The sequence below is a fragment of the Hyella patelloides LEGE 07179 genome (assembly GCF_900659865.1).
GTDB lineage: Bacteria > Cyanobacteriota > Cyanobacteriia > Cyanobacteriales > Xenococcaceae > Hyella > Hyella patelloides.
Genome location: NZ_LR213804.1, coordinates 1 through 24,356, shown reverse-complemented (window position 1 = coordinate 24,356; position 24,356 = coordinate 1). Strand labels below are relative to the sequence as shown.

At 37.7% G+C, this 24,356-nt stretch carries 24 protein-coding genes; 12 read left to right on the top strand and 12 right to left on the bottom strand.

All coding sequences use genetic code 11. From position 1 onward, the window contains the following. Positions 1 to 126 precede the first annotated feature (126 nt). Positions 127 to 1,470 carry an NAD(P)/FAD-dependent oxidoreductase gene (locus H1P_RS08425; protein WP_144866153.1) on the top strand — a complete coding sequence of 448 codons (1,344 nt, stop codon included), beginning with the start codon at positions 127 to 129 and terminating at the stop codon, positions 1,468 to 1,470. A gap of 569 nt (positions 1,471 to 2,039) precedes the next feature. Here the strand turns inward: H1P_RS08425 and H1P_RS08420 are convergent. The 5 genes from H1P_RS08420 to H1P_RS08400 form a co-directional block, all read right to left on the bottom strand. Beyond that, entirely contained in the window at positions 2,040 to 2,765 is a 726-nt protein-coding gene (locus H1P_RS08420; RefSeq protein ID WP_144866149.1) for a sulfite exporter TauE/SafE family protein, read from the bottom strand. 8 nt (positions 2,766 to 2,773) lie between these two features. Then, entirely contained in the window at positions 2,774 to 3,199 is a 426-nt protein-coding gene (locus H1P_RS08415) for a universal stress protein (RefSeq protein ID WP_144866145.1), read from the bottom strand. Positions 3,200 to 3,212: 13 nt separating this feature from the next. Then, on the bottom strand, positions 3,213 to 4,772 hold the full coding sequence (locus H1P_RS08410; protein ID WP_144866142.1) for an alanine/glycine:cation symporter family protein: 1,560 nt from the start codon (positions 4,770 to 4,772) through the stop codon (positions 3,213 to 3,215). Between the two features lie 810 nt (positions 4,773 to 5,582). After that, positions 5,583 to 6,692, bottom strand: coding sequence for an alanine dehydrogenase (gene ald / locus H1P_RS08405; protein ID WP_144866139.1), 1,110 nt, complete (start codon positions 6,690 to 6,692; stop codon positions 5,583 to 5,585). 186 nt (positions 6,693 to 6,878) lie between these two features. Next, complete coding sequence (locus tag H1P_RS08400) at positions 6,879 to 8,291, bottom strand: aminotransferase (protein ID WP_246141532.1); 1,413 nt, start codon at positions 8,289 to 8,291, stop codon at positions 6,879 to 6,881. A 937-nt stretch (positions 8,292 to 9,228) separates the two neighbouring features. Between H1P_RS08400 and H1P_RS08395 the strand changes: the two genes are divergently transcribed. Further along, entirely contained in the window at positions 9,229 to 10,236 is a 1,008-nt protein-coding gene (locus H1P_RS08395) for a hypothetical protein (RefSeq protein WP_144866136.1), read from the top strand. 152 nt (positions 10,237 to 10,388) lie between these two features. Here the strand turns inward: H1P_RS08395 and H1P_RS08390 are convergent, their stop codons facing one another. From H1P_RS08390 to H1P_RS08370, 5 genes are all read right to left on the bottom strand, one after another. Beyond that, positions 10,389 to 11,093 (bottom strand): SDR family oxidoreductase, encoded by a 705-nt coding sequence (locus H1P_RS08390; RefSeq protein ID WP_144866133.1) that lies wholly within the window; start codon positions 11,091 to 11,093, stop codon positions 10,389 to 10,391. A gap of 83 nt (positions 11,094 to 11,176) precedes the next feature. Beyond that, entirely contained in the window at positions 11,177 to 12,136 is a 960-nt protein-coding gene (locus tag H1P_RS08385; protein WP_144866130.1) for a heme-dependent oxidative N-demethylase family protein, read from the bottom strand. Between the two features lie 8 nt (positions 12,137 to 12,144). Then, the gene (locus H1P_RS08380; protein WP_144866127.1) at positions 12,145 to 13,098 is read right to left on the bottom strand and encodes a PDR/VanB family oxidoreductase; all 954 of its coding nucleotides are present in this window, start codon (positions 13,096 to 13,098) and stop codon (positions 12,145 to 12,147) included. A gap of 14 nt (positions 13,099 to 13,112) precedes the next feature. After that, on the bottom strand, positions 13,113 to 13,652 hold the full coding sequence (locus H1P_RS08375) for a dimethylamine monooxygenase subunit DmmA family protein (RefSeq protein WP_144866125.1): 540 nt from the start codon (positions 13,650 to 13,652) through the stop codon (positions 13,113 to 13,115). A gap of 948 nt (positions 13,653 to 14,600) precedes the next feature. Beyond that, complete coding sequence (locus H1P_RS08370; protein WP_144866122.1) at positions 14,601 to 15,527, bottom strand: LysR family transcriptional regulator; 927 nt, start codon at positions 15,525 to 15,527, stop codon at positions 14,601 to 14,603. Positions 15,528 to 15,749: 222 nt separating this feature from the next. Between H1P_RS08370 and H1P_RS35915 the strand changes: the two genes are divergently transcribed. The 3 genes from H1P_RS35915 to H1P_RS35910 all read left to right on the top strand — a co-directional run bounded on the left by H1P_RS35915 (position 15,750) and on the right by H1P_RS35910 (position 16,378). Then, entirely contained in the window at positions 15,750 to 15,896 is a 147-nt protein-coding gene (locus H1P_RS35915) for a hypothetical protein (RefSeq protein ID WP_186375894.1), read from the top strand. A 71-nt stretch (positions 15,897 to 15,967) separates the two neighbouring features. Further along, the gene (locus H1P_RS08365; RefSeq protein ID WP_144866119.1) at positions 15,968 to 16,177 is read left to right on the top strand and encodes a hypothetical protein; all 210 of its coding nucleotides are present in this window, start codon (positions 15,968 to 15,970) and stop codon (positions 16,175 to 16,177) included. 36 nt (positions 16,178 to 16,213) lie between these two features. Continuing rightward, positions 16,214 to 16,378, top strand: a complete 165-nt coding sequence (locus H1P_RS35910) for a hypothetical protein (RefSeq protein WP_186375893.1) — start codon at positions 16,214 to 16,216, stop codon at positions 16,376 to 16,378. Between the two features lie 63 nt (positions 16,379 to 16,441). Here the strand turns inward: H1P_RS35910 and H1P_RS08360 are convergent, their stop codons facing one another. Beyond that, entirely contained in the window at positions 16,442 to 17,215 is a 774-nt protein-coding gene (locus H1P_RS08360; protein WP_144866116.1) for an SDR family oxidoreductase, read from the bottom strand. 73 nt (positions 17,216 to 17,288) lie between these two features. Beyond that, on the bottom strand, positions 17,289 to 18,206 hold the full coding sequence (locus H1P_RS08355; protein ID WP_222426984.1) for a LysR family transcriptional regulator: 918 nt from the start codon (positions 18,204 to 18,206) through the stop codon (positions 17,289 to 17,291). A 165-nt stretch (positions 18,207 to 18,371) separates the two neighbouring features. On the opposite strand from H1P_RS08355, the gene H1P_RS35905 reads away from it, so the two are divergent. From H1P_RS35905 to H1P_RS08330, 7 genes are all read left to right on the top strand, one after another. Beyond that, positions 18,372 to 18,527, top strand: a complete 156-nt coding sequence (locus H1P_RS35905; RefSeq protein ID WP_186375892.1) for a hypothetical protein — start codon at positions 18,372 to 18,374, stop codon at positions 18,525 to 18,527. Positions 18,528 to 18,638: 111 nt separating this feature from the next. Then, on the top strand, positions 18,639 to 18,848 hold the full coding sequence (locus H1P_RS08350) for a hypothetical protein (RefSeq protein ID WP_144866109.1): 210 nt from the start codon (positions 18,639 to 18,641) through the stop codon (positions 18,846 to 18,848). A 42-nt stretch (positions 18,849 to 18,890) separates the two neighbouring features. After that, positions 18,891 to 19,043, top strand: a complete 153-nt coding sequence (locus H1P_RS35900) for a hypothetical protein (protein ID WP_186375891.1) — start codon at positions 18,891 to 18,893, stop codon at positions 19,041 to 19,043. An 822-nt stretch (positions 19,044 to 19,865) separates the two neighbouring features. Beyond that, entirely contained in the window at positions 19,866 to 20,849 is a 984-nt protein-coding gene (locus H1P_RS08345) for a glycosyltransferase (RefSeq protein WP_144866105.1), read from the top strand. An 88-nt stretch (positions 20,850 to 20,937) separates the two neighbouring features. Next, positions 20,938 to 22,272 carry a TrkH family potassium uptake protein gene (locus tag H1P_RS08340; protein ID WP_144866102.1) on the top strand — a complete coding sequence of 445 codons (1,335 nt, stop codon included), beginning with the start codon at positions 20,938 to 20,940 and terminating at the stop codon, positions 22,270 to 22,272. A 239-nt stretch (positions 22,273 to 22,511) separates the two neighbouring features. Next, positions 22,512 to 23,015, top strand: a complete 504-nt coding sequence (locus H1P_RS08335) for an MCP four helix bundle domain-containing protein (RefSeq protein ID WP_144866099.1) — start codon at positions 22,512 to 22,514, stop codon at positions 23,013 to 23,015. A gap of 72 nt (positions 23,016 to 23,087) precedes the next feature. Beyond that, positions 23,088 to 24,143 (top strand): sensor histidine kinase, encoded by a 1,056-nt coding sequence (locus tag H1P_RS08330; protein WP_246141531.1) that lies wholly within the window; start codon positions 23,088 to 23,090, stop codon positions 24,141 to 24,143. Positions 24,144 to 24,356: the final 213 nt, after the last annotated feature.

The window sequence follows — 24,356 nt, the reverse complement described above, 5'->3', positions numbered from 1 at the left end:
CTAAGCTGATCCACATTTTACTTGCATAATTCTGACGCTCAATCCTTATACATAGCTTGAAAAGTGCTGGCAAACTAGATGTTGGTCAGCTTAGCATAAACCAAACATTACCCTATTGCTTCCCCTATGGATAAACCACAAGCCTCATTGCCTCATGTTGTTATCGTTGGTGGCGGTTTCGGAGGTCTGTATGCAGCTAAGTCCCTAAGAAATGCACCAGTAAAAGTTACCTTAATTGACAAGCGCAATTTCCACCTCTTTCAGCCCTTGCTTTATCAAGTGGCAACAGGTAGTTTATCCCCCGCAGATATCGCTTCGCCTCTGAGGGTAATATTGAGCAAACAAAAGAATACTCAAGTTTTATTGGATAAAGTAGTCGATATCGACTCTAAAGCGAAGAAAGTCATCGTAGAAGATGGAGAAGATATTAGCTACGATATGTTGGTTATCGCCACAGGAGGAAGCCATCACTACTTTGGTAACGACCAGTGGGAAAACGATGCACCAGGGTTAAAAACCGTAGAAGATGCTCTAGAAATGCGTCGTCGTATCTTTACCGCCTTTGAAGCAGCCGAAAAAGAGCCAGACCCCAAGAAACGCCAATCTTTACTCACTTTTGTGGTCGTCGGCGGTGGACCTACAGGTGTTGAGTTAGCAGGAGCGATCGCTGAGATCGCTCATAAATCTGTAGTAGAAGACTTTCGCGATGTCGATACAACCAAAGCTCGCATCCTACTCTTTGAAGGTATGGATCGCATTCTTCCTCCTTACCCAGAAGAGTTATCTGTCAAAGCAAGACAATCTTTAGAAAAACTAGGAGTAGAAGTTAAAACCAAAACCCTAGTTACAGACATCTCTAACAAAACTGTGACTTTTCGTGAAGGAGACAAAGCAGACACCATCCCTGCTAATACTATTCTTTGGGCTGCTGGCGTTAAAGCCTCCTTTATGGGTAGAGTTTTGGCAGAAAGCACTGGCGCAGAGTTAGATCGTGCAGGTAGAGTAATTGTCGAACCCGATCTCAGCATTAAAGGTTATCCAGACATCTTTGTTGTGGGCGATTTAGCTAACTTTCCCCATCAGGGAGAGCGTCCCCTACCAGGTGTTGCTCCCGTAGCAATGCAAGAAGGAGAATACGTAGCCAAACTAATTACAAGAAAGTGTCAAGGAAAAACTATTACCCCTTTCCGTTACTTTGATTTAGGAAGTATGGCAGTTGTTGGACAAAACAAAGCAGTAGCGAATCTCGGTTTTGCTCAACTTTCTGGTTTCTTCGCCTGGTTTATTTGGGTTATGGCTCACATTTACTATCTCATTGAGTTTGATAATAAGTTAGTTGTCATGATTCAATGGGCATGGAATTATATGACTTTAGGTAGAGGCGCGAGACTAATTACGGGTAAAACTGCCATCTATGCCAACACGGAAGTTAACAATCAAGAGAATAAACTGGAGTTGGTTAATAATTAATCTCGCTTTAAAATAAGGCAGCGACAAGTAAGAGAAAAACATGGTACTCAGGGACTCTGGGGGAGTCTGACCTGCAATGGTTATACAAAATGGAACGCCTACGTTCTTGGGAGATTTTCAACTCCCACTCTCAAGTAAGACATCTGTTCGAGATGGGGACAATACCGAGTAGGTAATGAAAGGGTGGTTTAGATGGTTTCACGTCATCTAAACGCGAACCTCATAAAAGAAAGCTTTTCTAGTTACGAGAAGAGCGAGAATAATACCTATAGACTTTCTTTAGTGAGTTTATCTTTAGCTTATAGCTTACAGCTTATAGCTACGAACTAATAAGTTTAAAGCGAAGGGTTAGGGTTTGCATTCCCTTGCGCGACGCGCGCCCCGAAGGAAGTCCTTTAGGGAAGCTATTCCTTTAGGGTCTGTCGCCGTCTATCACGGATACCGCTCCGCATAACGCGGGGTCTCACCGCTAATTCACATCAGGCGTCTTAGATAAATCTTATATACTGCCATTTTTACGGCATCTAATTCTGCTACTATATCCGATAAAAAAAGAATTTTGATAGCTATTAAACTAACAGTCTCAAACCTGCTACCAACAGCAAAGCTAAAGTAATACGCCTAAAAACTAAAGGCTCGATCTTTTTCGATAAGACCATTCCTAAACAAAGTCCGACAACATAGATAGGAATACTATAAACGGTAAATTTCCAAACAGATATAGTAATGTTTCCTTGTATTCCATGAGCGATCGCAGCCACTAGAGAACTAAAGAAAAATAAAGCGGTTAAATTGCCTTTAAATTCTTGAGGAGTCCAGCGACGACAGTTTGCATAGACAATTAATGGTGGGCCGTTAATCGTATACGCTCCATTAAGGACACCCGATGCGCCACCAAATGCATAAGCCCAAAGAGAGGACTGAAGCTTGGGTAAAGACAAATTGAACCAATCATAGATAACATAGCTAATGATTAAGATGCCTAATCCTTTTAAGGCTATGGCTTCAGGAATTAAATCCAGTAATAAAATCCCCATTGGAGTGGTTACCAAAGCAGCAATTGTCAACTGTCCCACAGTTTTCAAGCTAAAGTCGCGCCTATGATAATACCAAAGCACAATGTTACCAATAATATTAAATAGCGTAACTAATGGTACTGAGGTTTGTAGACCCACAACTCCAGGTAAAAAAGACATGGCAACAATAGAAAACCCAAAGCCAGTAATGCTTTGAGCTAAAGCTGCCAGTAAAATAATGCTGCTGACTGCAACATATTCGTTTCCGAATAAATCCATTTATTTGATTATTTCAAAACCAAGACTGGACAATGAGATAAACGTACCACTCGTTCTGCTACTGAGCCAAGTAAAAAGTGACTCATAGCTTTGCGCCCGTGGGAAGGCAAAACGATTAAATCTGCATCTATTTCTTTGGCATAGTCGATAATTTCTGTACCAGGTTTACCGATTGTGACTTTGATCTCTACTCCTTTGTATCCCAGTTCATCTAGCTTACTATGCAAAAATTCTTGCACTTTTTGCTGACGATCTTCATTATTGAGAGTATCCCACATAGCTGCTGGGTCGGCAGGATGTAGGGGAGCAAGTACATGAATGAGCTTCAAGGATGAAATATCTTCGACATATTCTTTCGCAATAGCGATCGCCTCATAAGAAGGTTCGGAGAAATCAATCGGAATCAGAACAGATTTTTTTTTCAGACAACTCATAATTCACCTCCGTTTATTTCAAGACAGGTTCTCGAGTTTCCGCGACATTTGCCAACATTTCACCAGAATTGAGACGAGTCATATAGCTATTCAACTCTCTAGCAATTACACCAGATAAGAGAAAACAACCTAGTAAATTTGGTAGAGACATCGCTAGTAGTGAAATATCGCTAAATTCTAAAACGAGATCGAGATTGATAACCGTACCGATAAATCCACAGACTAAAAATATTACCTTATAAATATTGATTGTGGCATCGCCAAATATATATGCCCAAGCTAACTGCCCGTAGTAACTCCAAGTAATCATCGTGGAAACAGCAAACAGAAAACCAGCAATAGCAATCACATAAGGAAACCAACTAATAATTGTCTCAAATGATGCTGCTGAAAGTTTGGCTCCATCAAGTTCAGCAGAAGCTGGATCTGCATAAACCCCTGTCAGAACAATAACAATTGCTGTCATATTACAGATAAACATCGTATCGATAAAAGGTTCTAACAGAGCAACTATACCTTCTCTAACTGGCTCGTCGGTACGAGCAGCCGAATGGGCGATCGCAGCAGAACCAATACCTGCTTCGTTAGAAAATACGGCTCGTTGAAACCCAATGACAATTGCACCTAGAAGTCCTCCTGCTATTGCTTGTGGGTTAAAGGCTGAACTAACAATTGTGCCAATTGCTCCAGGGATAGAAGTGAATTTGACTAGCATGACCCAGACACAAGCTATGGTGTAAACTACCGCCATCACTGGTACTAAAATACCTGCTACGGCACCGATACGTTCGATCCCACCGAGAATTACTAGTCCCACAACCAATACTAAAATGATGCCAAACAGCCAGCTAAGATTGCTAAAGAAGGGTAAAGCATTAGACACCGCAGCATAAGCCTGATTTGCCTGGAACATATTGCCTGCACCCAGGGTAGCAATAGCACAAAAAGCAGCATAGATTATCGCTAAGCCTTTACCTAGTCCCCCCATACCGATTGACGATAAACCGCGAGAGAGATAATACATAGGACCACCGCCCACTGTGCCATCGGGTTTGATGATGCGATATTTCTGACCGAGAGTGCATTCAGCAAATTTACTGGACATTCCCAAGAAACCAGCTACAGTCATCCAAAAAGCTGCTCCTGGACCTCCCAGGCGTATTGCGATCGCAACTCCAGCAATGTTACCAATGCCTACTGTTCCTGAAAGGGCTGCTGCAAGAGCTTGGAAATGGGAAACATCCCCCTCATCTTCAGGATCGTCATACTTGCCTCGCACCACATCAATAGCGTGTTTAAAACCACGAATATTGATAAATTTCATGCGTAAGGTGAAGAAAAGAGCACCAACAATTAACCACAAAACAATCAACGGCATTCCATTCTCGCCACCTATTTTGGAATATAAGAGGAGATTAAGAATATCAATAATTTGTTGAAATATAGTTTCAAGAGGTCCTGCCAATTTTCCTGAATCTGCTTCTGCTTGAGCCAGAGCAGCCGTAGGTATTAAAATTAAAAATAAAGCAGCCAGCCAAGATTTATTCTGTAAACGAAACGATTTTTGCTTCATAATTCTGTTACGTAATTTTTGCGCTAACGAGCGAAATTTTTTGTCCTGATAAATGAATATATTTTGTTAGTCAATTCAAAACATTTCCCTCTTAGTTTGCAGCTAGTTTATTTTTAAAACTGTTAATAAATATACTCTATTAACAATACTGCCTTCAAAGTTAACAAAACATAACATGGATACTTTTTATTTTTTGTCTGTTTATTTTAGGATTTTATAAATCAACCATTAATCGCTAGTAACTATTCAGTTGTACTTTTTTAAAAGTATAATTATAAATTTGCATCAAAATCATAACCACTAGGATGCTCTTGACATTAATTACTTCGTAGGAGCTACAAAGGTCGCTTACTTACTTACTATTTATTTATTTTAATAAAATTTTTTCTTTAATATTGCTATTTCATACTTAAAAAATTAGAACTTTTTTCAATCAAGCTAAATTATAGATTTTAGTATTTTAAACCTCCTTAAAACAGTTTAAATATTACTTTAATTTTTAAATTTTGACAAATTAAATTTTCAATTTTTGTTTGAGTTATTCAAAACGTTACTTGATAGTAAATTATTTTTTAAACTTCTATAAAATAATAGAGATTACTTAGATTAATCGCGACAAAAGTTGCGAATACATACACCTTGTAAGGGCGAATAATTATTCACCCCTACATTAAAATATTACGGTTCTAATTTGTAATTGCCTATACTTTAAAAGCTGTATCAGAAGTCGAAAATAGTTTAATAAAACTCAAGAGCTTTTAAGAGAAATACTTTCTGCGAAAATATAAAAGTTAGCAAATTACAAAAACTTTAGGTCATAGAAAATTCCGCAGTACGAGCAACCAAATCTTTGAAGACTTCTTTGACTACAGGATGTACTAATTGATAATTGCTAACATTTAATCCCATAGCTAAAGCAGGGTCGCTATCCAAAGCCTTCATACCTAGATCGGCTAGTTTAATGACATAGGGCAAAGTACTGTTATTTAAAGCTTGGGTAGCAGTCCAGGGTACAGCACCAGGCATATTTGGTACGCCGTAATGTACTACTCCCGATTCAACATAAGTAGGCTGAGTATGAGAAGTTGGATGCAAGGTTTCAATACATCCTCCTTGATCTACGGCTACATCAACAATTACCGAGCCAGGGCGCATTTTAGCAACCAAGTCGCGGTTAACCAAAGTAGGTGCGTTTCTTCCTGGAATTAATACTGCACCAATTAATAAATCGGCATCGGGAACGGCAGTTTCAATGGCTGCGGAAGTGCTATAAAGCAGTTCTACCCTAGAACCAAATAGGGTTTCTAAATAAGATAATCGCTCTACATTGATGTCAAAAATTTGTACCTTTGCCCCCATACCCACAGCAATTTTAGCTGCTTCCGTACCGACGACACCACCACCTAAAATGGTTACTTTGCCTGGGGAAACTCCAGGGATACCACCTAATAAAACTCCTCTGCCTCCCTGTTGCCGTTCTAAAAAGCGTGCGCCAAATTGTACTGATAGTCTACCTGCAATGACGCTCATAGGCATTAATAATGGTAAAGTACGATTAAGCTCTACAGTTTCATAAGCGATCGCATCTGCTCCACTGTTAATCAAGTATTCAGTCAGGGTTTTATTAGCTGCTAGATGCAAATAGGTAAATAGTAATTGTCCTTTGCGAATAAACTGATATTCACTCTTCAAAGGCTCTTTAACTTTAACCACCATTTCGCGATTCCAAGCATCCTTGGCTTCAGGAACAATGGTTGCGCCAGCCTGTTGATAATCTGCATCGCTAAATCCAGAACCAACTCCAGCTTTAGTTTCCACAGAGACACTATGTCCTCTATCTGTTAAGACTCGCACACTAGCAGGAGATAATCCGACTCTAAATTCTTGATCTTTAGTTTCTTTTGGTACTCCAATTTCCATAATTAACCTCTCTCTTCTTGTGAACAATAAATAATAAACAGGTGATTGAAAGCAGATGAAGACGGGGGCGTAAAAGCTTTAGAGGTAACTTTGCGTATTCAGCCCCTCCAGAAAGTACAGGGATGCAAAACAAAAAGTCATACCTCATCCCTCATACCTCATCCTTTATCCTCGATCCCTCATCTTTTAAATTTGGCTATTTAAAGCCTCTTTCAATTTAGCAACAATTAAATCCGCATCTGCCTTGGTCAAAATTAAGGGAGGAGCAATAATTAACACATTAGAAAGCCCAGGAACAGTACTGCCGTTACGTCCGATAATGACTCCTTGTTCTAAACAGTAAGAGACAATCGCTCCTACTTTGTTTCCTGGTAATGGTTCTTTAGTCTCTTTATCTGCTACTAATTCAATCCCTAATAACATTCCTTTACTTCGGATGTCTCCTACATAGGGATGATCTTCTAGGGTTGCTAGTTCTGCTCTTAAATAAGCTCCCATCTTGGCTGCTTGTTCTGGTAGCTGTTCGGTTTCGATAATTTCGATATTTTTTAAAGATAAAGCGGTAGAAGCAGGATTTCCGCCATAGGTATTGATATGACGAAAATGAGAAGTAGGATCGCTTTCGTCTAGGAAGGCTTCAAAAATATGTTGCTGAGTAACCGTTGCCGAGAGGGGTAAATAACCACTGGTAATACCTTTTGCTAGGGTAATCATATCTGGCTTGACTCCCCAAACTTGGTGTCCGAACATTTTACCCAAACGACCAAAACCACTTACCACCTCATCAAAGATTAGCAGAATACCGTAGCGATCGCAAATTTCTCGCAGCATGGGTAAGTATTCATCGGGAGGAACAATCACCCCACCACCAGAAATAACAGGCTCAACAATAATTGCAGCTACAGTTTCCGCACCTTCATGAATTACCGTATTTTCTATCGAACTAGCACACTCGATATTACAAGAGCCGTAGGTTTTGCCAAAGGGACAGCGATAGCAATAGGGAGGATGAACGTGTAAAAATCCTGGTACGAGGGGTTCATATTTAGCTCGTCTTTCTGCTTGAGCGGTAGCACTCAACGCACCCATAGTATTACCGTGATAGGCACGATAGCGAGAAATAATTTTATATCTTCTACTACCCTCAGTTTGAGCATGATATTGACGTGCCATTTTAAAGGCTGTTTCGTTGGCTTCTGAACCACTATTGGAAAAGTGTACTTTCCCTTCAAACTGTAAAAGCTCTAATAGTTTGGCTGCTAGCTTAATTGCAGGTGAGTGGCTCATTACTAAAGGAAAGTATGATAGTTCCACTAGCTGTTCGCGGGCTGCATCTGCCAATTCTGTGCGTCCATAGCCGACATTAACACACCATAAGCCAGATACCCCATCTAGATACTCCTTGCCTTCACTGTCGGTAACATAGCAACCGTTGGCTTTATCCATGCGTTTGGGTGGGGTGCGTTCGTATTTCTTGTGCTGCACCATTGGATGCCAAAGAGATTCGACATCCATCTGAGTCAGAGATACTTCGTCTTGGAATGACGTAACTTCTTCTGGCTGTGTTAAATTCATTGGTTCATCTAAACGATCTAACATTACTTTGCCTCTCTATAAACAATGGGGAATTTTAAAATCAGCTACCATTTACTAGCTAACAGTTCAATTAAATTAAATTAACAGTGGGCGTGGATTAAAACTCGTTCCAGAACACGCTCTCTATTGCTCATTATTGAAGTTCAATTGCTCATTCAATCTCTAATTAACCTAAGAATCAGTAACTTACAGCCTTTCATTAACTGCAACCAATACCGATACTTACTAGAGCTGTAGCAAAACTAGAAATTTATTAAACTATTAAACTACTGAGTAAAATCTTTAGGAGTCCAGGAATCTAGAACAAACTCGACTGCAAAACTAACCAGCTTAGGTATGACCTCAAGCCTGTTTATGCTTGTGTATACATCGAGATATTATTCAAAAATCCACAGCAATTCCTAGACAATTTAAGTTTATTCGGGGGAACCAACACCGCTTCTGTTAATTAGATGCTTGTGTAGCCTTCCATGCTTAATGAACAGTCGCCAAGGAGTGTGATTGTTGCAAAGAGAATGAGAATAAAACACGGCAATAGGACTCTTAGCTATATTGAGTAGTATTGCTTAATCAGCAACTTCTTCATAATTAGAGTATAAAATTTACTTTGTGCTTTTTGTTCCTGGCGAACATTCTCTTCTTAATGTCATGAAATCTTTAACACTCGTTTCGCTCAAACTCAGGTACTAGCCGTTAGCTATTAGCTTTTTAAAGTAATTATTTGTACTTGATATTACATAGTGATTACCATTAGTTGACGGACGACACAAGCAAGGGCGTGGGTGCGGAGGCTTCCTCCGTACATTGAATTACCCGCTCCCGAATCGAATTCGAGAGTCGTGTCCTCACCTATACATCTTTTTTTATGATTTATAGGAAAGGAATAGACTCATAACTATGGAAAACCTTAAAATCTAAAATCAAAGTTCGAGAAGTGATTATGAATCAGAACAATTTAAACGATTTTTCTCCTAAAAAAAAGAAACCGTTAAAACAAAAAATTGATGTTAACTATAAATCGAAACAATGGTTAAAATTGAGCGGATGGAATCGATTTAGCTATCTTACCTTAACAGCATTTATTTTAACTGTTGTTATAACATTCATAAGTCCAGCATGGTTGCCTATAGAACAATCGGTTACTTATGGTGCTTTGCCAAGAGAAACAAATGATAGATTAATTTTTGCTCAAGAGGAAAGCCCACAACTAAGGGAAGAAAATCAAGAGCTACAAGAACAGATAGAAGAGCCAGCTATCGAAGAAGAATCACCATCTGAAGAGCCAACTACAGAAGAAGAATTAGCACCATCGGAAGAGCCAGCTATCGAAGAAGAGGCACCGTCTGAAGAGCCAGCTATCGAAGAAGAATCACCATCTGAAGAGCCAGCTATCGAAGAAGAATCACCATCTGAAGAGCCAGCTATCGAAGAAGAATCACCATCTGAAGAGCCAGCTATCGAAGAAGAATCACCATCTGAAGAGCCAGCTATCGAAGAAGAATCACCATCTGAAGAGCCAGCTATCGAAGAAGAATCAGCACCGTCTGAAGAAGAATTGCCCTTTGAAGAAGCAAAGAAATCTCTAGAAGAGGAAATTGATGAGAGATATGAAGAATGGGAATCTGAAAAAACAAGTAGCGAAATCTCCCACAGCATATCGGCGATCGCTACAATTTTGACGACGATTTTTATAGCACTGTTGGGTACTGGAATATTGCACATTCCTTACAACAGAACGGTTATTTTAGTTCTGGGAATTATCACAGTTTTCATTCAATTAAATATCAACGTATTTCTTCTAGACAAAACTCTTGCAGGATACGAAATTTTGGCAGAACAGGGCTTGTCTTTTAAAGACAAGCTGGAGTCTGTTGAAACAGAAGAACAGTTACAAGAGGTTCGAGAACAGTTTCAAGAATTAGTCCTAGAATCTCTAATACTTGAATAAAGCAAATTAAGGGATGGTTATGAACTATCCCCACAGCAATTTTCATTTTGAAGAAGAATATAACACTACATAGGCAAGAGGCAAGAGGCAAGAGGCAATTATGAGTGTGTAAATAATTATGACCAAATACTTATGTCTAGTATTGAAAGTGACTAGACCGAGCGTGTAATACCACCATCGATTCTAATATTCTGACCAGTTATATAGCTTGAACGTCCAGAAGCAAGAAAGGCAATTAATTCGGATGTTTCATTGACTTTTCCATAGCGTCCCATCGGGATTCTTTGTCGGCGTTCTTCTTTTTCGGGAAGACTATCCATGAAGCCAGGTAAGATATTATTCATCCTGATGTTTTCCGCAGCATATTTATCTACGTAAAGTTTGGTAAATGCTGCTAGAGCCGAGCGAAATACTCCAGAGGTGGGAAACAACGCTTCTGGTTCAAAGGTAGCGTAGGTGGAAATGTTGACAATAGAACCGCCACCCTGCTGTTGCATGATAGGTGTAACCAGTCGGCACATACGCACTACATTCATTAGATAAACATCCATGCCAACGTGCCAATCTTCGTCTAGTATTTCAAGTACCGCTCCTTTGGGACCATGACCTGCGCCATTTACGACTACATCAATGCGGTTCCAATGATTCATAGTTAGCTCTACTAATCTAGCAAGATCGTCTGTTTTGAGATTAGAACCAGTAAAACCGATACCGCCGAGTGATTTACCCAGAGCTTCTCCTTTGCCAGAAGAAGACATTACAGCTAATTTATAACCATCACTAGCGAGTTTGCGTGCTGCGTCTGCTGCTATCCCGCTACCTCCACCGACCACGATCGCAACTTGTTCTATTGTCATAGTAAATATCTTTTGATAATTAGCTTAAGTTACACATTACAGACTTAACTTATTATTCACAATCAGCTATTTACGGAAATTAATCAGAACAAAGCTTTCACTTCATGTTTATGAGACAGCCAAGTTAATACTGTATCGTAGTAGCGACTCAAACCTTTATACTCAATCAAATCGGCTGGCAAATTTTTTAACACCTGATGTAGTTGTCTCGTCCAAGCTGGATTAGTTGAGAGTTCATTTAAACTAATCAGGTAAGTATGGATAGGAAACATCAAAGCATTACTACGAGGTAGACGGGCAAATCGCTGTACTTCTACTCGCAAATGTACTTTTTCGCCACAGTTTTCTAATGTTACCGTGCTGCGGTCTTTTCCCCATTCTGGATAGGTTTCAAAAGAGGTTTCCAAGCGACGATTAATGGTCATAGTCCAATTACGTCTCGTCCAAGGTTTACCAATTTGTACCCGCATTAAAAAGGCTTTGGCTTTTTTGAAAACACCCATTTGATGCGCTCGCGGTACTGGTGTGTGAATTTCTTCAAAACTCATTCCTGCATTAAATCCTAAAGACCAAAGTGTCGGAAACATCAGAATTCCCGCATCTACAAATAAATCTCCTTCTCTTTGATCGAGCAACATAATATCTTCTGGGACTTGACGAGAAATGTATTCAAAGGGTTGGTAGGGTAGAGATGATTCATCCAAAAAGGTAAAGGTATCTTTGAGGTTAAGTTTTTTGTTCTCCCATATCCAGCGATCGCCATTTTGAGTTAAAGAAAAAGATTCGGGATACCAAGTAGCGAGGTCGTTCATAATCATTTCTAACGTATCCCACTGAGCTTCTTTCATGTGAGGTAGGGCTACATAACGTCCTTTGTGACCTTTTTGTAAAATGCGATCGCGTAGTTCGATTTCACTATTATAATGTTCGTTAACATCAAATAAAGCCTCGTTAGTTACGGGTTGAATATTGACCGAATACTTGTAGGAATCGCTAGTAAAAGGAAAAGGAAATTTTTTAATTGCTTCGATACTGTTACTCATAGTTTTTTCTACAAATCGATTATAAGTTGTTTGCTTTTGGCGCGAGATGTGCAAGAGAGAATACAATTTTGTTTGGCTCGTTCTTCTGGAGAATAGTAACTATCTAAGTGATGTATTTCTCCTGCTAAAACTCCAAGTTCGCAAGCTCCGCACCCTCCTACACGACAGGAATAATTAACGGGAAAACCAGCAGTTTCTAATGCTGCTAATAAGGTTTTATCTTTCGGTACTGTTATTTCTTTTCCAGACTGAGATAAAACGACAGTAAACGGTTTTTTATTATTAGTTTTAGCAGCACCAAAAATCTCTCTATGAATTGCCAAATCGGGATAGCCTAAAGCTCGCGCTTCGGCATAAAAATTATCACTCAAACTATGAGGAGCGCACAAATAAATATGAGTTCCTAATGGCTGCTCTTTAAGAATTTTATTGGATGAAAGGCGTTCGTCTTTCTCGCTAAAATAAAAAGTAACTTGAGAACCATATTTCTGTTTTAAAAATTCGTAAAAAGCGCATTCAGTTTGTGATTTAGCAGTGTAGTGCAATTCAAAAGTAGTCTGATATCTACTCAAAGTAGTTAGCATAGAAAGCAAAGGTGTAATACCAATTCCTCCCGCAATTAAAATATGTTTTCTCGCTAAACTAGCTAAAGTAAAAGAGTTTTTGGGAAACCCAATATTCAATTCAGTTCCTACTGAAATTTGATGCAAATATTGAGAGCCACCGCGAGATTTTTCAGCTAAAAGTACCGCAATTTCATAAAAGTCTGTTTCATAGGGAGAACTACATAAAGAATAGGAATTACGTCTAACTTTTTTCTCCAAAGTGATTTCTACTGCTACATGACTTCCAGGGGAAAATGGTGCTAATTTTTTACCATTGGCACTAACTAAACGAAAACTTTTGATTCTGGAAGTAAGCTTTTTTATATCTACAATTTTAACAGTTTGCTCGTTCATCATAAAACCTCTTTAAATTAGAGCAAATCACCTGGATTTTCAGCATCGGCACAGACACCAAGGTAAGCATTTTTTAACCTGGAGAAATGCTCCCAAATTTCTAGCTTAATGCCACAACCAGAGCAGGTGATAAGATTAGTACTAACTGGATAATTGATAGTGTGACAGGTAGAACAATAAACTCGCCTAGCTTTACTATCAAACACTTCTAAACTAATTTCCTCTTCTGACATTCCAAAACTACGAGCGCAATTTTCAACATCATAAATAAACTGTGCCGAACCAATTGCATAAAATCTTGTTCCTATGTAGGCACGTTCGAGAATTTCTCTTAATTTTTTTTGCAAATTTTCTACTGAATTAAATTGCTCTATCTTCCAATCTTTTCTGGCTTTTACAGTTTCTCCTAACTGTAAAATTTGGATATTTTGAGGAATATGTTCGAGTTCTTCCAGTCTGGTATAAATAACATCTATTACTTCGCTTGTTACACAAATTAGATGTTGAGAACCAGAAAGATCGAATTGAAGTTTAGTTGGTTGAGGAACACTACGCATTGATATTTAAGCAAAAGGATTGTTATTTATTATTTGTCATCAGCAATATAGTCAAATCAACTATAAATAGCAGTTTTATGAGGGACTTGGCTTTAAAATGACGAATGACCCCGCGTCCCCTATCTCAAAGGCTTGCCATCAAGTGGGATAATATCAACGACAGGCGTTTATACCCGTCGCATCTTTCTGCTTACACCCATTGATCGCATCTTCGTGTTTACACCCGTCACATCTTCGTGTTTATACCCATCGCATTTGAGGGCAAAGGAATGCACGAGTCATGACTTTTTTAAGCTTGTAAAGGATGGCTGCTTCGGTGCTAACTATGCTTTAGTCTTAAATTTATCTGTAAAAATAAATCCGTATAGCAAAGTATTCCATCAATTTTTGCTGTCAAGACATTTTCTTAGAAATTATTTATGGGCGTGACATTTTTACCCATAATTGACAGTAAGCAAGTATGCAATTCGGCTCTGAGAAGAAACCAGAATTCAAAAGCTGTTCCTGCTTAATAAAAGAAACTATTGATTTTCTCCACTCAACTTATATGCCGATAATAGTTAGCTATGTCGAGCAGAAAAATAAATTACAATCGCTACGCGATTAGCTGTAAGCTATATGCTATAAGCTATAGGCTACAAGCAAGCAAGTGTGAGGGCAATTTTACCCACCACGTAGCCTTATTTCACTTCGTGCATAGTGGAAGAATTAAACAAAGCTTATAGCTGGTTAAATATAACAGGGCGAACCAGCACTATCTCTGTTGATTAAGTGCTTGTGTAACCTACCACGATTGTTAAGCGATCGCCAGTAAGGATGATTGTTGCAAAAAGAACGAAGATATAACACGGCAACACGACTCTTTTTATGCTGAGTAAGATTGCTATGGGAGCAACTCTATATTCAAGATATAAAACTGGCTTTCAAAGTTTTGTTCAGAGCAAACATTTAGTTATTAATGTTAGGAAACCTTGATTTAGCGATCGCACTATAATCTTTTAAAGTATCGAGAAAAGCAAAGACGGCGGGAGTATGGAGGGCATCTTTGAGAACTGCTGCCTTAATAATTCTTTCTAAAGGAACTGGCAAAGAATAAACTCCTAATTGTTCGGGAACGGGTTTAGCAGCAAGTCGAGGTAAAATCGCTGCGCCTAAACCTTCTATCGCCATACTAATGATAGTTGAGTCCCGTTTCATTTCATAAGCGATATTCATTGACTCTTCAGAATGCTGCAAATATTTACGAATTCTGAGGGAACAACTCTCAATTGCCGAGAGAATTAAAGGATATTTTGCCAACTGTTTCCAAGTTAATTGAGTCTGGTTTAATTTTAAGCTACGGGGCAGCAGTACCACATATTCATCTCGATAAATTTCCCAGCTTTCAAACTCTTGAGAACAAGGTAAGTGAACTAAACCGATATCAGCTTTACTCGAACGCAAAATACTTTCAATCTCGTTCTGTTCATCAACTTCGATCACGTTTACCTTAATTAGAGGAAACCGACGGCAAAACTGAGCAATTAATACAGGTAATATATGAGTGGCAGCACTGCGAAATGATACCAGTCTAACAATTCCCCCTTCTAAACCTTTAGCTCGATTGGCTTCCACGATCATCTTTTGCAACAATTGAAGTATTTCTCTAGCTGGAGCGATTAATTGCTCTCCTACAGAGGTCGGATTTGCCCCATTACGTCCCCGATAAAACAAAATTACACCTAATTCTGTTTCCAAGGTCGCTATCGCATGACTGATTGCTGACTGAGAAATATTCAGATGTAAAGCAGCTTCACTAAAATTACGATAATCTGCCACTGCAACTAAGATTCGTAGCTGTGAGATTTTTAATTTATGTGGATCGATCGCATTCATAGGACTAATTGCTAATTTCCCCGAATCAGCTTTTTAACTGGCATTTTTAGTTTGGTTCTTTTTCTAACTATTCTACAAGCTAGCTGGAGTAGCAAAAATTTGGCTATGAATTTTATTCATGTTTTCCATGCATACATTGTTTTGTTGTTTAAAAACTAAATAGCTATAGTTAATTTAACGAAAGGAAAAACATAGTTGACTCTCAATAAACAGGAGTAAAACATGAAAATTCTTTTACAAACAGAAGCCACAAAAATTAGTAATCGTGAATTGGAAAATAACCAGCAGTATCTAATTGGTTTAATCGATAGATTTTCTTGCTTTCCTGGTAATTTATCAAAGCAAAAAATAGGGAGAAGTAAAAAATAACTCCCTAACTGTTCTCAATTCACAATTATTATTTGGCAACCAATTACTTTGTGAACATGGAGGTTTTAACCATGAAACTCATCAGTTCAATAGTCAACATATTGCAAAATATCGGACGTAGCTTGGTAGTAAACCACAATGAACCTCATATCGAACAAAAACACGATCGCCATGGTAACTCATACTGGCAAGTTTACGATTTTACTACTAACAAATCTTACCGTTTTGGTTCTGATAGAGATGTCAGAGCTTGGATTGAAGAACGTTATCACCATGCGTAAAAGTTTCAGCAACAATTATTAAATTAGGAGAACAAAATGAACTACACTAAATCTAATTTTCAATTACCTAACGCTAATAGCGATCGAGTTTTAACTTTAGAGAAAAAAGTTGGGTTATGGCTCAAGAAATTTTGGCAATTTAGCCTTTTTTATGGCGATTATTTGGCAAGCTTGCATTCTCGGAAAAACCCTAAACTTTAGACTTGATTTATCTCTCTAAAAATGGCAGATAAATTGATACTTTACTACTTCCGCGCAGCGATATTAGCTAGATCGGTTAACCATCGTTGCGCTTGATTGATCTGTGGCTAGTACCAATAATTCACTGATGTTAACGTTGCTCGGACGAGTGGCGCAAAAAACTACAATTTCTGCAATATCCTGGGGAGTTAAGGCGTTCATTCCTTCGTATACTTTTTTAGCTCGTTCTATATCTCCACGAAAACGCACTTTACTAAAATCAGTTTCTACCGTACCAGGATCGACGGAACTAACACGAATGGGAGTAGCGAATAAATCCATTTTTAAGCCTTCCGATAAAGCTCTAACGGCTGCTTTGGTGGCACAATAGACATTACCCCCTGGATAGGCTTGATGTCCCGCAATTGAGCCAATATTAATAATATGTCCCTGGTTTCTGGCTACCATTCCTGGTAAAAGCGATCGCGTTACGTATAGTAACCCTTTAACATTGGTATCGATCATTTCTTCCCAATTTTGGATATCACCTTCTTGGAGTTTATCCATACCACGACTTAACCCCGCATTATTAACTAAAATATCTACTTTGTTCCAGGGTTCGGGTAAAGATGCTAAGGTGGTTTCTACGGTAGCGCGATCGCTGACATCCATCTCTAACAGATGAGTTTTAACCTTATAAGTTGCTTTAATCTCTGCTGCAACTGCTTCGAGTTTTTCTTTTCGGCGTGCAGCTAAAATCAAAGATGCACCCTCTTGAGCAAATTGTTTAGCACAAGCTGCCCCAATACCACTACTTGCACCTGTAATTACGACGATTTGTTCTTTAATTGAAACCATATTGACATTAAATATCGATCGTTGAACATTTATCAAAAATTACCACTTATTCAGCCAGAATTTTTCGATCTGGCTAAATAGTGACTGCTTTATAATCTTTTAAAACGTCGAGAAAAGCAAAAACGGCTGGAGTATGCAGCGCATCTTTAAGCACTGCTGCTTTAATAATTCTTTCTAGTGGAACTGGCAAAGAATACATTTTTAGTTGTTCGGGAACTGGTTCAGCAGCAAGTCGAGGCAAAATACCCGCACCTAAGCCCTGCTCTGCCATACTAACTATAGTTGAGTCCTGACTCACTTCATAAGCAATATTAATTTTTTCTGGCGATCGCTGTAAGTAGTCTCTAATTTGTAGAGAACAGCTATTTTTTGTCGAGAGAATCAAAGGATATGCTGCTAATTTTTCCCAAGTCAATTGTGTTTGGTTTAGTTCTAAGCTGTGGGGTAACAATACTACATATTCATCGCGATAAATTTCCCAGGTTTCAAACTCCTCAGAGCAAGGTAAATCGAATAAACCAATATCTGCCTTACTCGAACGCAGGATACTTTCAATTTCAGAATGTTCGTCAACATCATTAACACTTACTTTAATTAAAGGAAACTGCCGACGAAACTGAGCTATTAAGACAGGTAATATATGAGTTGCTGCACTACGAAAGGATACCAGTCTAACGTTGCCACCTTCTAATCCTTTAGCTCGATTAGCTTCGATCGCTATCTTTTGTAATAGATTGAGTATTTCTCTAGCTGGTTCGATTAACGGCTCTCCTACAGAGGTTAAATTTGCTCCATTGCGTCCCCGATGAAATAAGATTACGCCTAATTCTGCTTCTAAAGTTGCGATCGCATGACTGACTGCTGATTGAGAAATCTCTAGATGTAAAGCAGCCTCACTAAAATTACGATAATCCGCCACTGCAACTAGGATTCGTAACTGTGAGATTTTCAGTTTATAGGGATCGATCGCGCTCATAAGTCCATTTATCAATCTCTTGACTAGGATCTCTAACTTAACAAAGGTTACTGTTTTTTTATCTATTAATTTTATTCATGTCTATTATGCAGATTTTGTTTTGTTGTTCAGAAATTAAATAGCTACAGTTTATCTATTGAAAGTAAAAATCTTCTGAATCAAGATAAACAGGAGCATAACATGAAAATTCTTTTACAGTCAGAAGCGAGAAATATTAGCGATCGCTATATCCAAGATAATCAACAATATTTAATTGGTTTGATGAATAAAGTACGAAGCTTTACTCTCAATTCTCGTCAGCAAAAAGCAAGTAAAAGCTCCAAAACTCTATCCTAGTTTTTCCCGATTCATAATTACGATAAGTTCTCAGTTTATTTTCATCATCAATCTGAGTCTTTTAATCGTAAATCCTGTTCTAAAAATCTATTTTTCGAGGGAGTATCAACCATGAAAATAGTCAATTTAATCGTCAATACTTTTAAAGATATAGGACGTAATTTAGTAGCTCAAAAGCAAGAACCTCTTGTTCAATTCAAGCGCGATAGCTACGGAAACTCGTATTGGCAAGTTGACGATCCCATTAACAATAAATCCTATGCCTTTGATTCAGATCGTGATGTCAGAGTGTGGATTGAACAACGTCATCACAGTGCTTGAAATCATCAACAATTCTCAATAATCATCAATTAGGAGTTCAAAATGAATCATTCTAAATTCAATCTCAAATCACAAAAAACCAACAATAACCAAATTGATAATGTAGAGCAAAAAAATCAGTTATGGCTCAATAAATTTTGGCAATTTAGCCTTTTTTATGGAAATCATCTGGGAAGCTTGCATTCTAAAAGATAATTAGCTAATGCTAGAAGAATTATCACCTAATCAAAATCTGAGGGAAGAACTATCATCTATGTTCTTCTTTCGGATTATAAGCGTTTCTTTTAGTTATAAACAAAACTGCTCCTTTGAAAGAATGCACACCGAAGAGCAAAGGAGAATTGGGATTTTACTTGACAATTATGAGAACTGCGATCGAGAAACTTATTATCTCAAGAAGCTAAAAGTTAGTATTGACTGCACTTTTCAGTTGAATAGACCACACGACTAAATAATTTCTGTTCCCTGTTAAGAATTCCCTTCGCTTTTACCAAGTCTCTTACTAACTAAGTTGTTCCAATTTATTAGAAAATATAGTTTCACCATAATCTTCTTCAAGCTTTTCAATAAGCTCTTGCGACAAGATCAGGGTAGTTATATTTGGCTCGCCTATACAAAACTTATAAGAGCTATTTAATATAGGATCAAAACATGGTTCTATTTTAGTGATTGCATTTAGATCGATTAATAAGGTTTCCTCGTGCTGTCGGAACGCCCTAAAGGACTCCTAAAGGATACCGCTCCGCATATAGCTTCCCTAAAGGACTCGCTCCGCATCGCGCGACCGAAGGAAGTCCTTTAGGGCATCGCGCGTCGCGCGAGTATTGACTCTTGCCTGTTCTCTCTTGCGGATTGCCTATTTCCACGCTCGTAATCTATTTTGCACGGATACTTATAATTAGCATTGAAAATCGCACTTCTCAATACAACGAAAATAAAAGATAGAAGCTAAAATAGTTGAGCCTAGAGTAATGGCGTAGTAAGATTACGTTTTGCAATCAAGAGATAAATTGTCCTATGGGAGTTGCGGGAAACGAAGCACTAATTAGCGTTATTATTCCCACCTATAACTGCGATCGTTATATTATCAAAGCAGTAGAAAGTGTTTTACTACAAGAAGACTGTAAGTACGAGATAATAGTAATTGATGACGGTTCAACAGATTATACTCAAGAAGTTTTAAAGCTTCACCGCAATCGCATTCGTTATTTCAAACAAAACAATCAAGGAGTCGCAGCAGCACGTAATAATGGTCTATCCCAAGCACAGGGAAATTTAATTGCTTTTTTGGATGCGGATGATTATTTTTTACCAGGTAAGCTATCAGCCCAATCCGCTATCTTTGCAGAAAGATGGGATTTAGGTATTGTTCACAGTGGTTGGCAAAGAGTAGACTCTGAAGGCAATAAAATATTGGATGTCCGTCCTTGGGAAGATGTGCCAGAGTTAGATTTAGCGGGATGGTTACGTTGGAAACCAGTATTACCTAGTGCTATGATGTTTCGTCGCGAATGGCTGGAATATGCAGGAGGTTTCGATTCCCGCTTTCCTCCCGCAGAAGATACCGATTTAGTTTTGAGAATGGCTTTAAAAGGCTGTAAAACTGCTTGGTTAAAGGAAATCACCGTACATTATCGTCAGCATGAAGAGAGTGCGATGCACAAAGGCTTACCCCAAGCAAAATCTCTCTCCGCAGTCATGGATAACTTTTTTGCTCAGCCCAATTTACCAAATAAAGTTAGGTTAATGGAATCTTCGGTGCGTTATGGCACAACAGTCTGGATTGCTTGGTATTTGTACTATACAAAACATCTTACAGAGATGACTGAGTATTTAAAAAAGTCTTGGCAATATAGTCCTTTTTCTCCTCTGGAAACTACTATCAACTGGATCGAAAGCTTTGCTGTTTTTTCTCAAAATTGGGGTATTGAATTTAATGTTTATAATTTAACTCAGTCTGCGGAATGGCAAGGTTTGGTTAAGTGGGTGATTGAGAAATAAAGGATGAGGGATGAGGGATGAAGAAGAAAACTTTGATAAGATGACGTTCCTTGTATAAAGCAAATTTAATTATTAATTACTCTTTTTTATGACGATCGCTAGGACAGTTTGTTTGGGTTTTTTGGCTTTAATTTTGATAGGTACTATACTATTGATCCTGCCTTTTGCTACTAATGATGGTAGCTGGAATAATCCAATGGTGGCTTTATTTACCTCTACTTCTGCGGTTTGTGTAACTGGTTTAGCAGTGGTAGATACTGGTACATATTTTTCTTTTTGGGGACAATTAACCATCCTTTTTTTAATTCAACTAGGGGGATTCGGTTATATGATGACCACTACTTTTTTGATGTTATTACTCGGACGCAAGTTTGATTTAAAACAAAAGTTTGCTATTAAAGAGTCTTTTGATCGCCCTTTTTTACAAGGTAGTAATAGTTTAGTGGTTTCGATTGTTGCTACAACTTTATTTTTTGAAATTACTGGGATATTTTTACTATTAAAAGTTTTTGCTCAAGAGTATGGTTTATCTAGAGGTTTATGGCTTTCTATTTTTCATAGTATTAGTGCTTGGAATAATGCAGGATTTAGTTTATTTTCTGATAGTTTGGTAGCATATAAAAGCTCTTGGTTAGTAAATTTAGTGATTCCTGGTTTAGTTATTTTTGGCGGTATTGGTTATCAGGTAATTATTGAATTTTATTTGTGGTTAAGAAAAAACATTTCAAGGCAGAAAAGAGTATTTTGCTTTTCTCTTAATTTTAAAGTAGTAATTAGTACTACTATTTTGTTATTAATTGTAGGAACATTTGCTTTCTTTTTAACAGAATTTAATAACCCAGCAACTTTGAGAAATCTGAGCTTACAAGACAAATTTTTAACGGCTTGGTTTCAATCTATGACTACTAGAACCGCAGGGTTTAACAGCATAGATATTGGAAAAATGACTACTGCTGGTTTATTTATTACCATGGGCTTTATGTTTATTGGAGCTAGCCCAAGTGGCACAGGAGGGGGAATTAAAACCACCACATTTAGAATATTATTAAACTGTACAAAATCTGCCTTACAAGGAAAAGATGACGTTGTTTTATATCAAAGAGAAGTTCCTAGTACTTTAATTTTAAAGGCTATAGCAGTAGTTTTTGGGACGGCTGCATCTATTGTAGTAGTAACAATTTTAATCTCTTTAGTCGAACCAAATCTTGTTTTTATTCAAATATTTTTTGAAGTTATTTCTGCTTTTGCCACTGTCGGCTTATCCACAGGTATTACTGCTAGTTTACATAGCACCGCACAGTTGATTTTGATTTGTGCCATGTATATCGGTAGAGTAAGCATTTTATTATTAATTGCTGCTTTTATTGGAAATGTCAAACCGACTTCTTTACACTATCCTGAAGAGAATTTATTGGTGGGATAACTTTGAAGGGATGAAGGATAAATTACGAACAGTCTCTAAATCTTCAATTTTAAATACTTTATTTTTATCGTAAACTTCGCTACCTATAACCAAAATTAGATAGTGTTGTGATTTATGTCACTATTTTGGGAATTATAAAAATGATTGCTTTAGGTAATTTCTGAAGTTCTGTTATTGCTTATCTATTTAGATTATGCCTAATTGCCATAGTTGAGGCTAGTTTCATTATTATAAGTTCAATGAAGAAGAGTTTTATATCTGGGTACAAATTAAACGAGAAATTTCAATTACCACAATGGTCAGTATTAGTCATATCGATTGTAATTGCTTTAACTACCTCTGCTAGTATTTATCGATTAAATCGGTGGACAGAACAAAGCAATTACGCCCAAGTTCTCTTAGTTAAAATGGCAGAACAACTCAGTAAAATTAATGCTTTGGAATGGGAAGCAATCGCTCTTAAAAAATTTAGTTCTGAAGAACAAGAAGAGTTAACAGAAATACGTGAAGAAATTGAATTTATTTTCAGCGAGCTCAAAAAAATCGATCGACAGAACAATCAACTCAACTATATTGCTAATCTTTACGAGCAGTACGATACAGCTATTAATCAAGAGATTGAATTTATTCAAGCTAACCAGATCGAGAAAGCGATCGCGATCGATCGGGAAATAGTAGATCCTATTTACGATTATATGTCCGAGGAAATTACTACTTTAGGCGAAATTTATTTACTCAAATAAAAAGAAGCTAGTCAAGGTTCTGATTTAGGTAGTACGTTAGCTTTACTTCTAGCTGCGATCTCTCTTGGAGGAGTGTTTTGGTGGTTTAATCGCCAATTATGGCTTAAAAACCGCATTCTTAATGCAACAATGAATGACCTTGAGCAAACTCAAAATCAACTGATTGACCAAGAAAAAATGGCTGCTTTAGGGCAATTAGTAGCGAGTGTTGCCCATGAAATAAATACGCCGTTAGGAGCAATTAAAACTTCTGCCAGTAATATCAGTAAGGCTGTTACAGAATCTTTAGCAGAATTACCCCAGTTAAATCAGTATCTTGATGAGTCAGAACAAAAATTATTTTTTAGCTTAATGAAAAATGCCATCAATAATTACTCTCCGATGCTTTCTAGCGAAAAACGCGCCTTAAAAAGAAAACTAACTAAGGAACTAAAAGAATATGAAATCGAAAATTATCGCAAAATTGCCGATCTACTCATTGATATTGGGATTTATGAAGAAGTATCGCCATTTCTACCTTTACTGCAACATTCTCAAGTAAATTGGATTTTACAACTTCTATATAATTTGACTCGTTTAGTTAACAATAATCTTACAACTATTACATCAGTAGAAAGAGCATCAAAAATAGTTTTTGCTCTTAAAAATTATGCTAGACAAGACATCATAGGAGAAAAAGAATTAGCAAACATTACTGATGGTATAGAAACAGCTTTGGAGATTTATCATAATCAAATTAAACACGACATCAAAGTTATTCGAGAGTATCAAGCTATTCCACAAATTTGGTGTTATCCAGACGAATTAATCCAGGTGTGGACAAATCTCATTCATAACGCTATTCAGGCTATGGAACAACAAGGAACTCTTATTATTGTCATAGAACCAGACAATGGTATGGTTAAAGTCCAAATTACTGATTCTGGCTGTGGTATTCCTTTGGAACTTCAAGATAAAATTTTGACACCCTTTTTTACAACTAAACCTATGGGGGAAGGTAGTGGTTTAGGATTACATATCAGCGAAAAGATTATCACTAAACATCAAGGAGATTTGGCATTGACCAGTCAACCAGGAAAAACTACTATAACTGTGCGCTTACCTATCGATCCCACAGAGATAAATTAGCTCTAATTATCTAGCTTGTTCGCTCTGTGTAAATCCACTATCTAAAACTTGACAGAACACTACTTAATTTTCTCACCAGTAAGTAGGTAGGGCTGTTTCATTCTTAATTAAAGTCAGGTAAATTAAAGTAAAAGCTTAATTTGACCGTGCAATGACTTCAATAAACTTAGATAAAAGCTTAATTGACTATTTCAAACAAATCCCTGATGAACG

Coding starts and splice junctions, on each gene's coding strand:
- H1P_RS08345 (WP_144866105.1), top strand. CDS start 19,866: ATGGGAGTTGCGGGAAACGAAGCACTAATTAGCGTTATTATTCCCACC.
- H1P_RS08350 (WP_144866109.1), top strand. CDS start 18,639: ATGAAAATAGTCAATTTAATCGTCAATACTTTTAAAGATATAGGACGT.
- H1P_RS35905 (WP_186375892.1), top strand. CDS start 18,372: ATGAAAATTCTTTTACAGTCAGAAGCGAGAAATATTAGCGATCGCTAT.
- H1P_RS08385 (WP_144866130.1), bottom strand. CDS start 12,136: ATGAGTAACAGTATCGAAGCAATTAAAAAATTTCCTTTTCCTTTTACT.
- H1P_RS08335 (WP_144866099.1), top strand. CDS start 22,512: ATGAAGAAGAGTTTTATATCTGGGTACAAATTAAACGAGAAATTTCAA.
- H1P_RS08375 (WP_144866125.1), bottom strand. CDS start 13,652: ATGCGTAGTGTTCCTCAACCAACTAAACTTCAATTCGATCTTTCTGGT.
- H1P_RS08380 (WP_144866127.1), bottom strand. CDS start 13,098: ATGATGAACGAGCAAACTGTTAAAATTGTAGATATAAAAAAGCTTACT.
- H1P_RS35910 (WP_186375893.1), top strand. CDS start 16,214: ATGAACTACACTAAATCTAATTTTCAATTACCTAACGCTAATAGCGAT.
- H1P_RS08340 (WP_144866102.1), top strand. CDS start 20,938: ATGACGATCGCTAGGACAGTTTGTTTGGGTTTTTTGGCTTTAATTTTG.
- ald (WP_144866139.1), bottom strand. CDS start 6,692: ATGGAAATTGGAGTACCAAAAGAAACTAAAGATCAAGAATTTAGAGTC.
- H1P_RS08365 (WP_144866119.1), top strand. CDS start 15,968: ATGAAACTCATCAGTTCAATAGTCAACATATTGCAAAATATCGGACGT.
- H1P_RS35900 (WP_186375891.1), top strand. CDS start 18,891: ATGAATCATTCTAAATTCAATCTCAAATCACAAAAAACCAACAATAAC.
- H1P_RS35915 (WP_186375894.1), top strand. CDS start 15,750: ATGAAAATTCTTTTACAAACAGAAGCCACAAAAATTAGTAATCGTGAA.
- H1P_RS08415 (WP_144866145.1), bottom strand. CDS start 3,199: ATGAGTTGTCTGAAAAAAAAATCTGTTCTGATTCCGATTGATTTCTCC.
- H1P_RS08400 (WP_246141532.1), bottom strand. CDS start 8,291: ATGTTAGATCGTTTAGATGAACCAATGAATTTAACACAGCCAGAAGAA.
- H1P_RS08410 (WP_144866142.1), bottom strand. CDS start 4,772: ATGAAGCAAAAATCGTTTCGTTTACAGAATAAATCTTGGCTGGCTGCT.
- H1P_RS08370 (WP_144866122.1), bottom strand. CDS start 15,527: ATGAATGCGATCGATCCACATAAATTAAAAATCTCACAGCTACGAATC.
- H1P_RS08425 (WP_144866153.1), top strand. CDS start 127: ATGGATAAACCACAAGCCTCATTGCCTCATGTTGTTATCGTTGGTGGC.
- H1P_RS08390 (WP_144866133.1), bottom strand. CDS start 11,093: ATGACAATAGAACAAGTTGCGATCGTGGTCGGTGGAGGTAGCGGGATA.
- H1P_RS08420 (WP_144866149.1), bottom strand. CDS start 2,765: ATGGATTTATTCGGAAACGAATATGTTGCAGTCAGCAGCATTATTTTA.
- H1P_RS08360 (WP_144866116.1), bottom strand. CDS start 17,215: ATGGTTTCAATTAAAGAACAAATCGTCGTAATTACAGGTGCAAGTAGT.
- H1P_RS08395 (WP_144866136.1), top strand. CDS start 9,229: ATGAATCAGAACAATTTAAACGATTTTTCTCCTAAAAAAAAGAAACCG.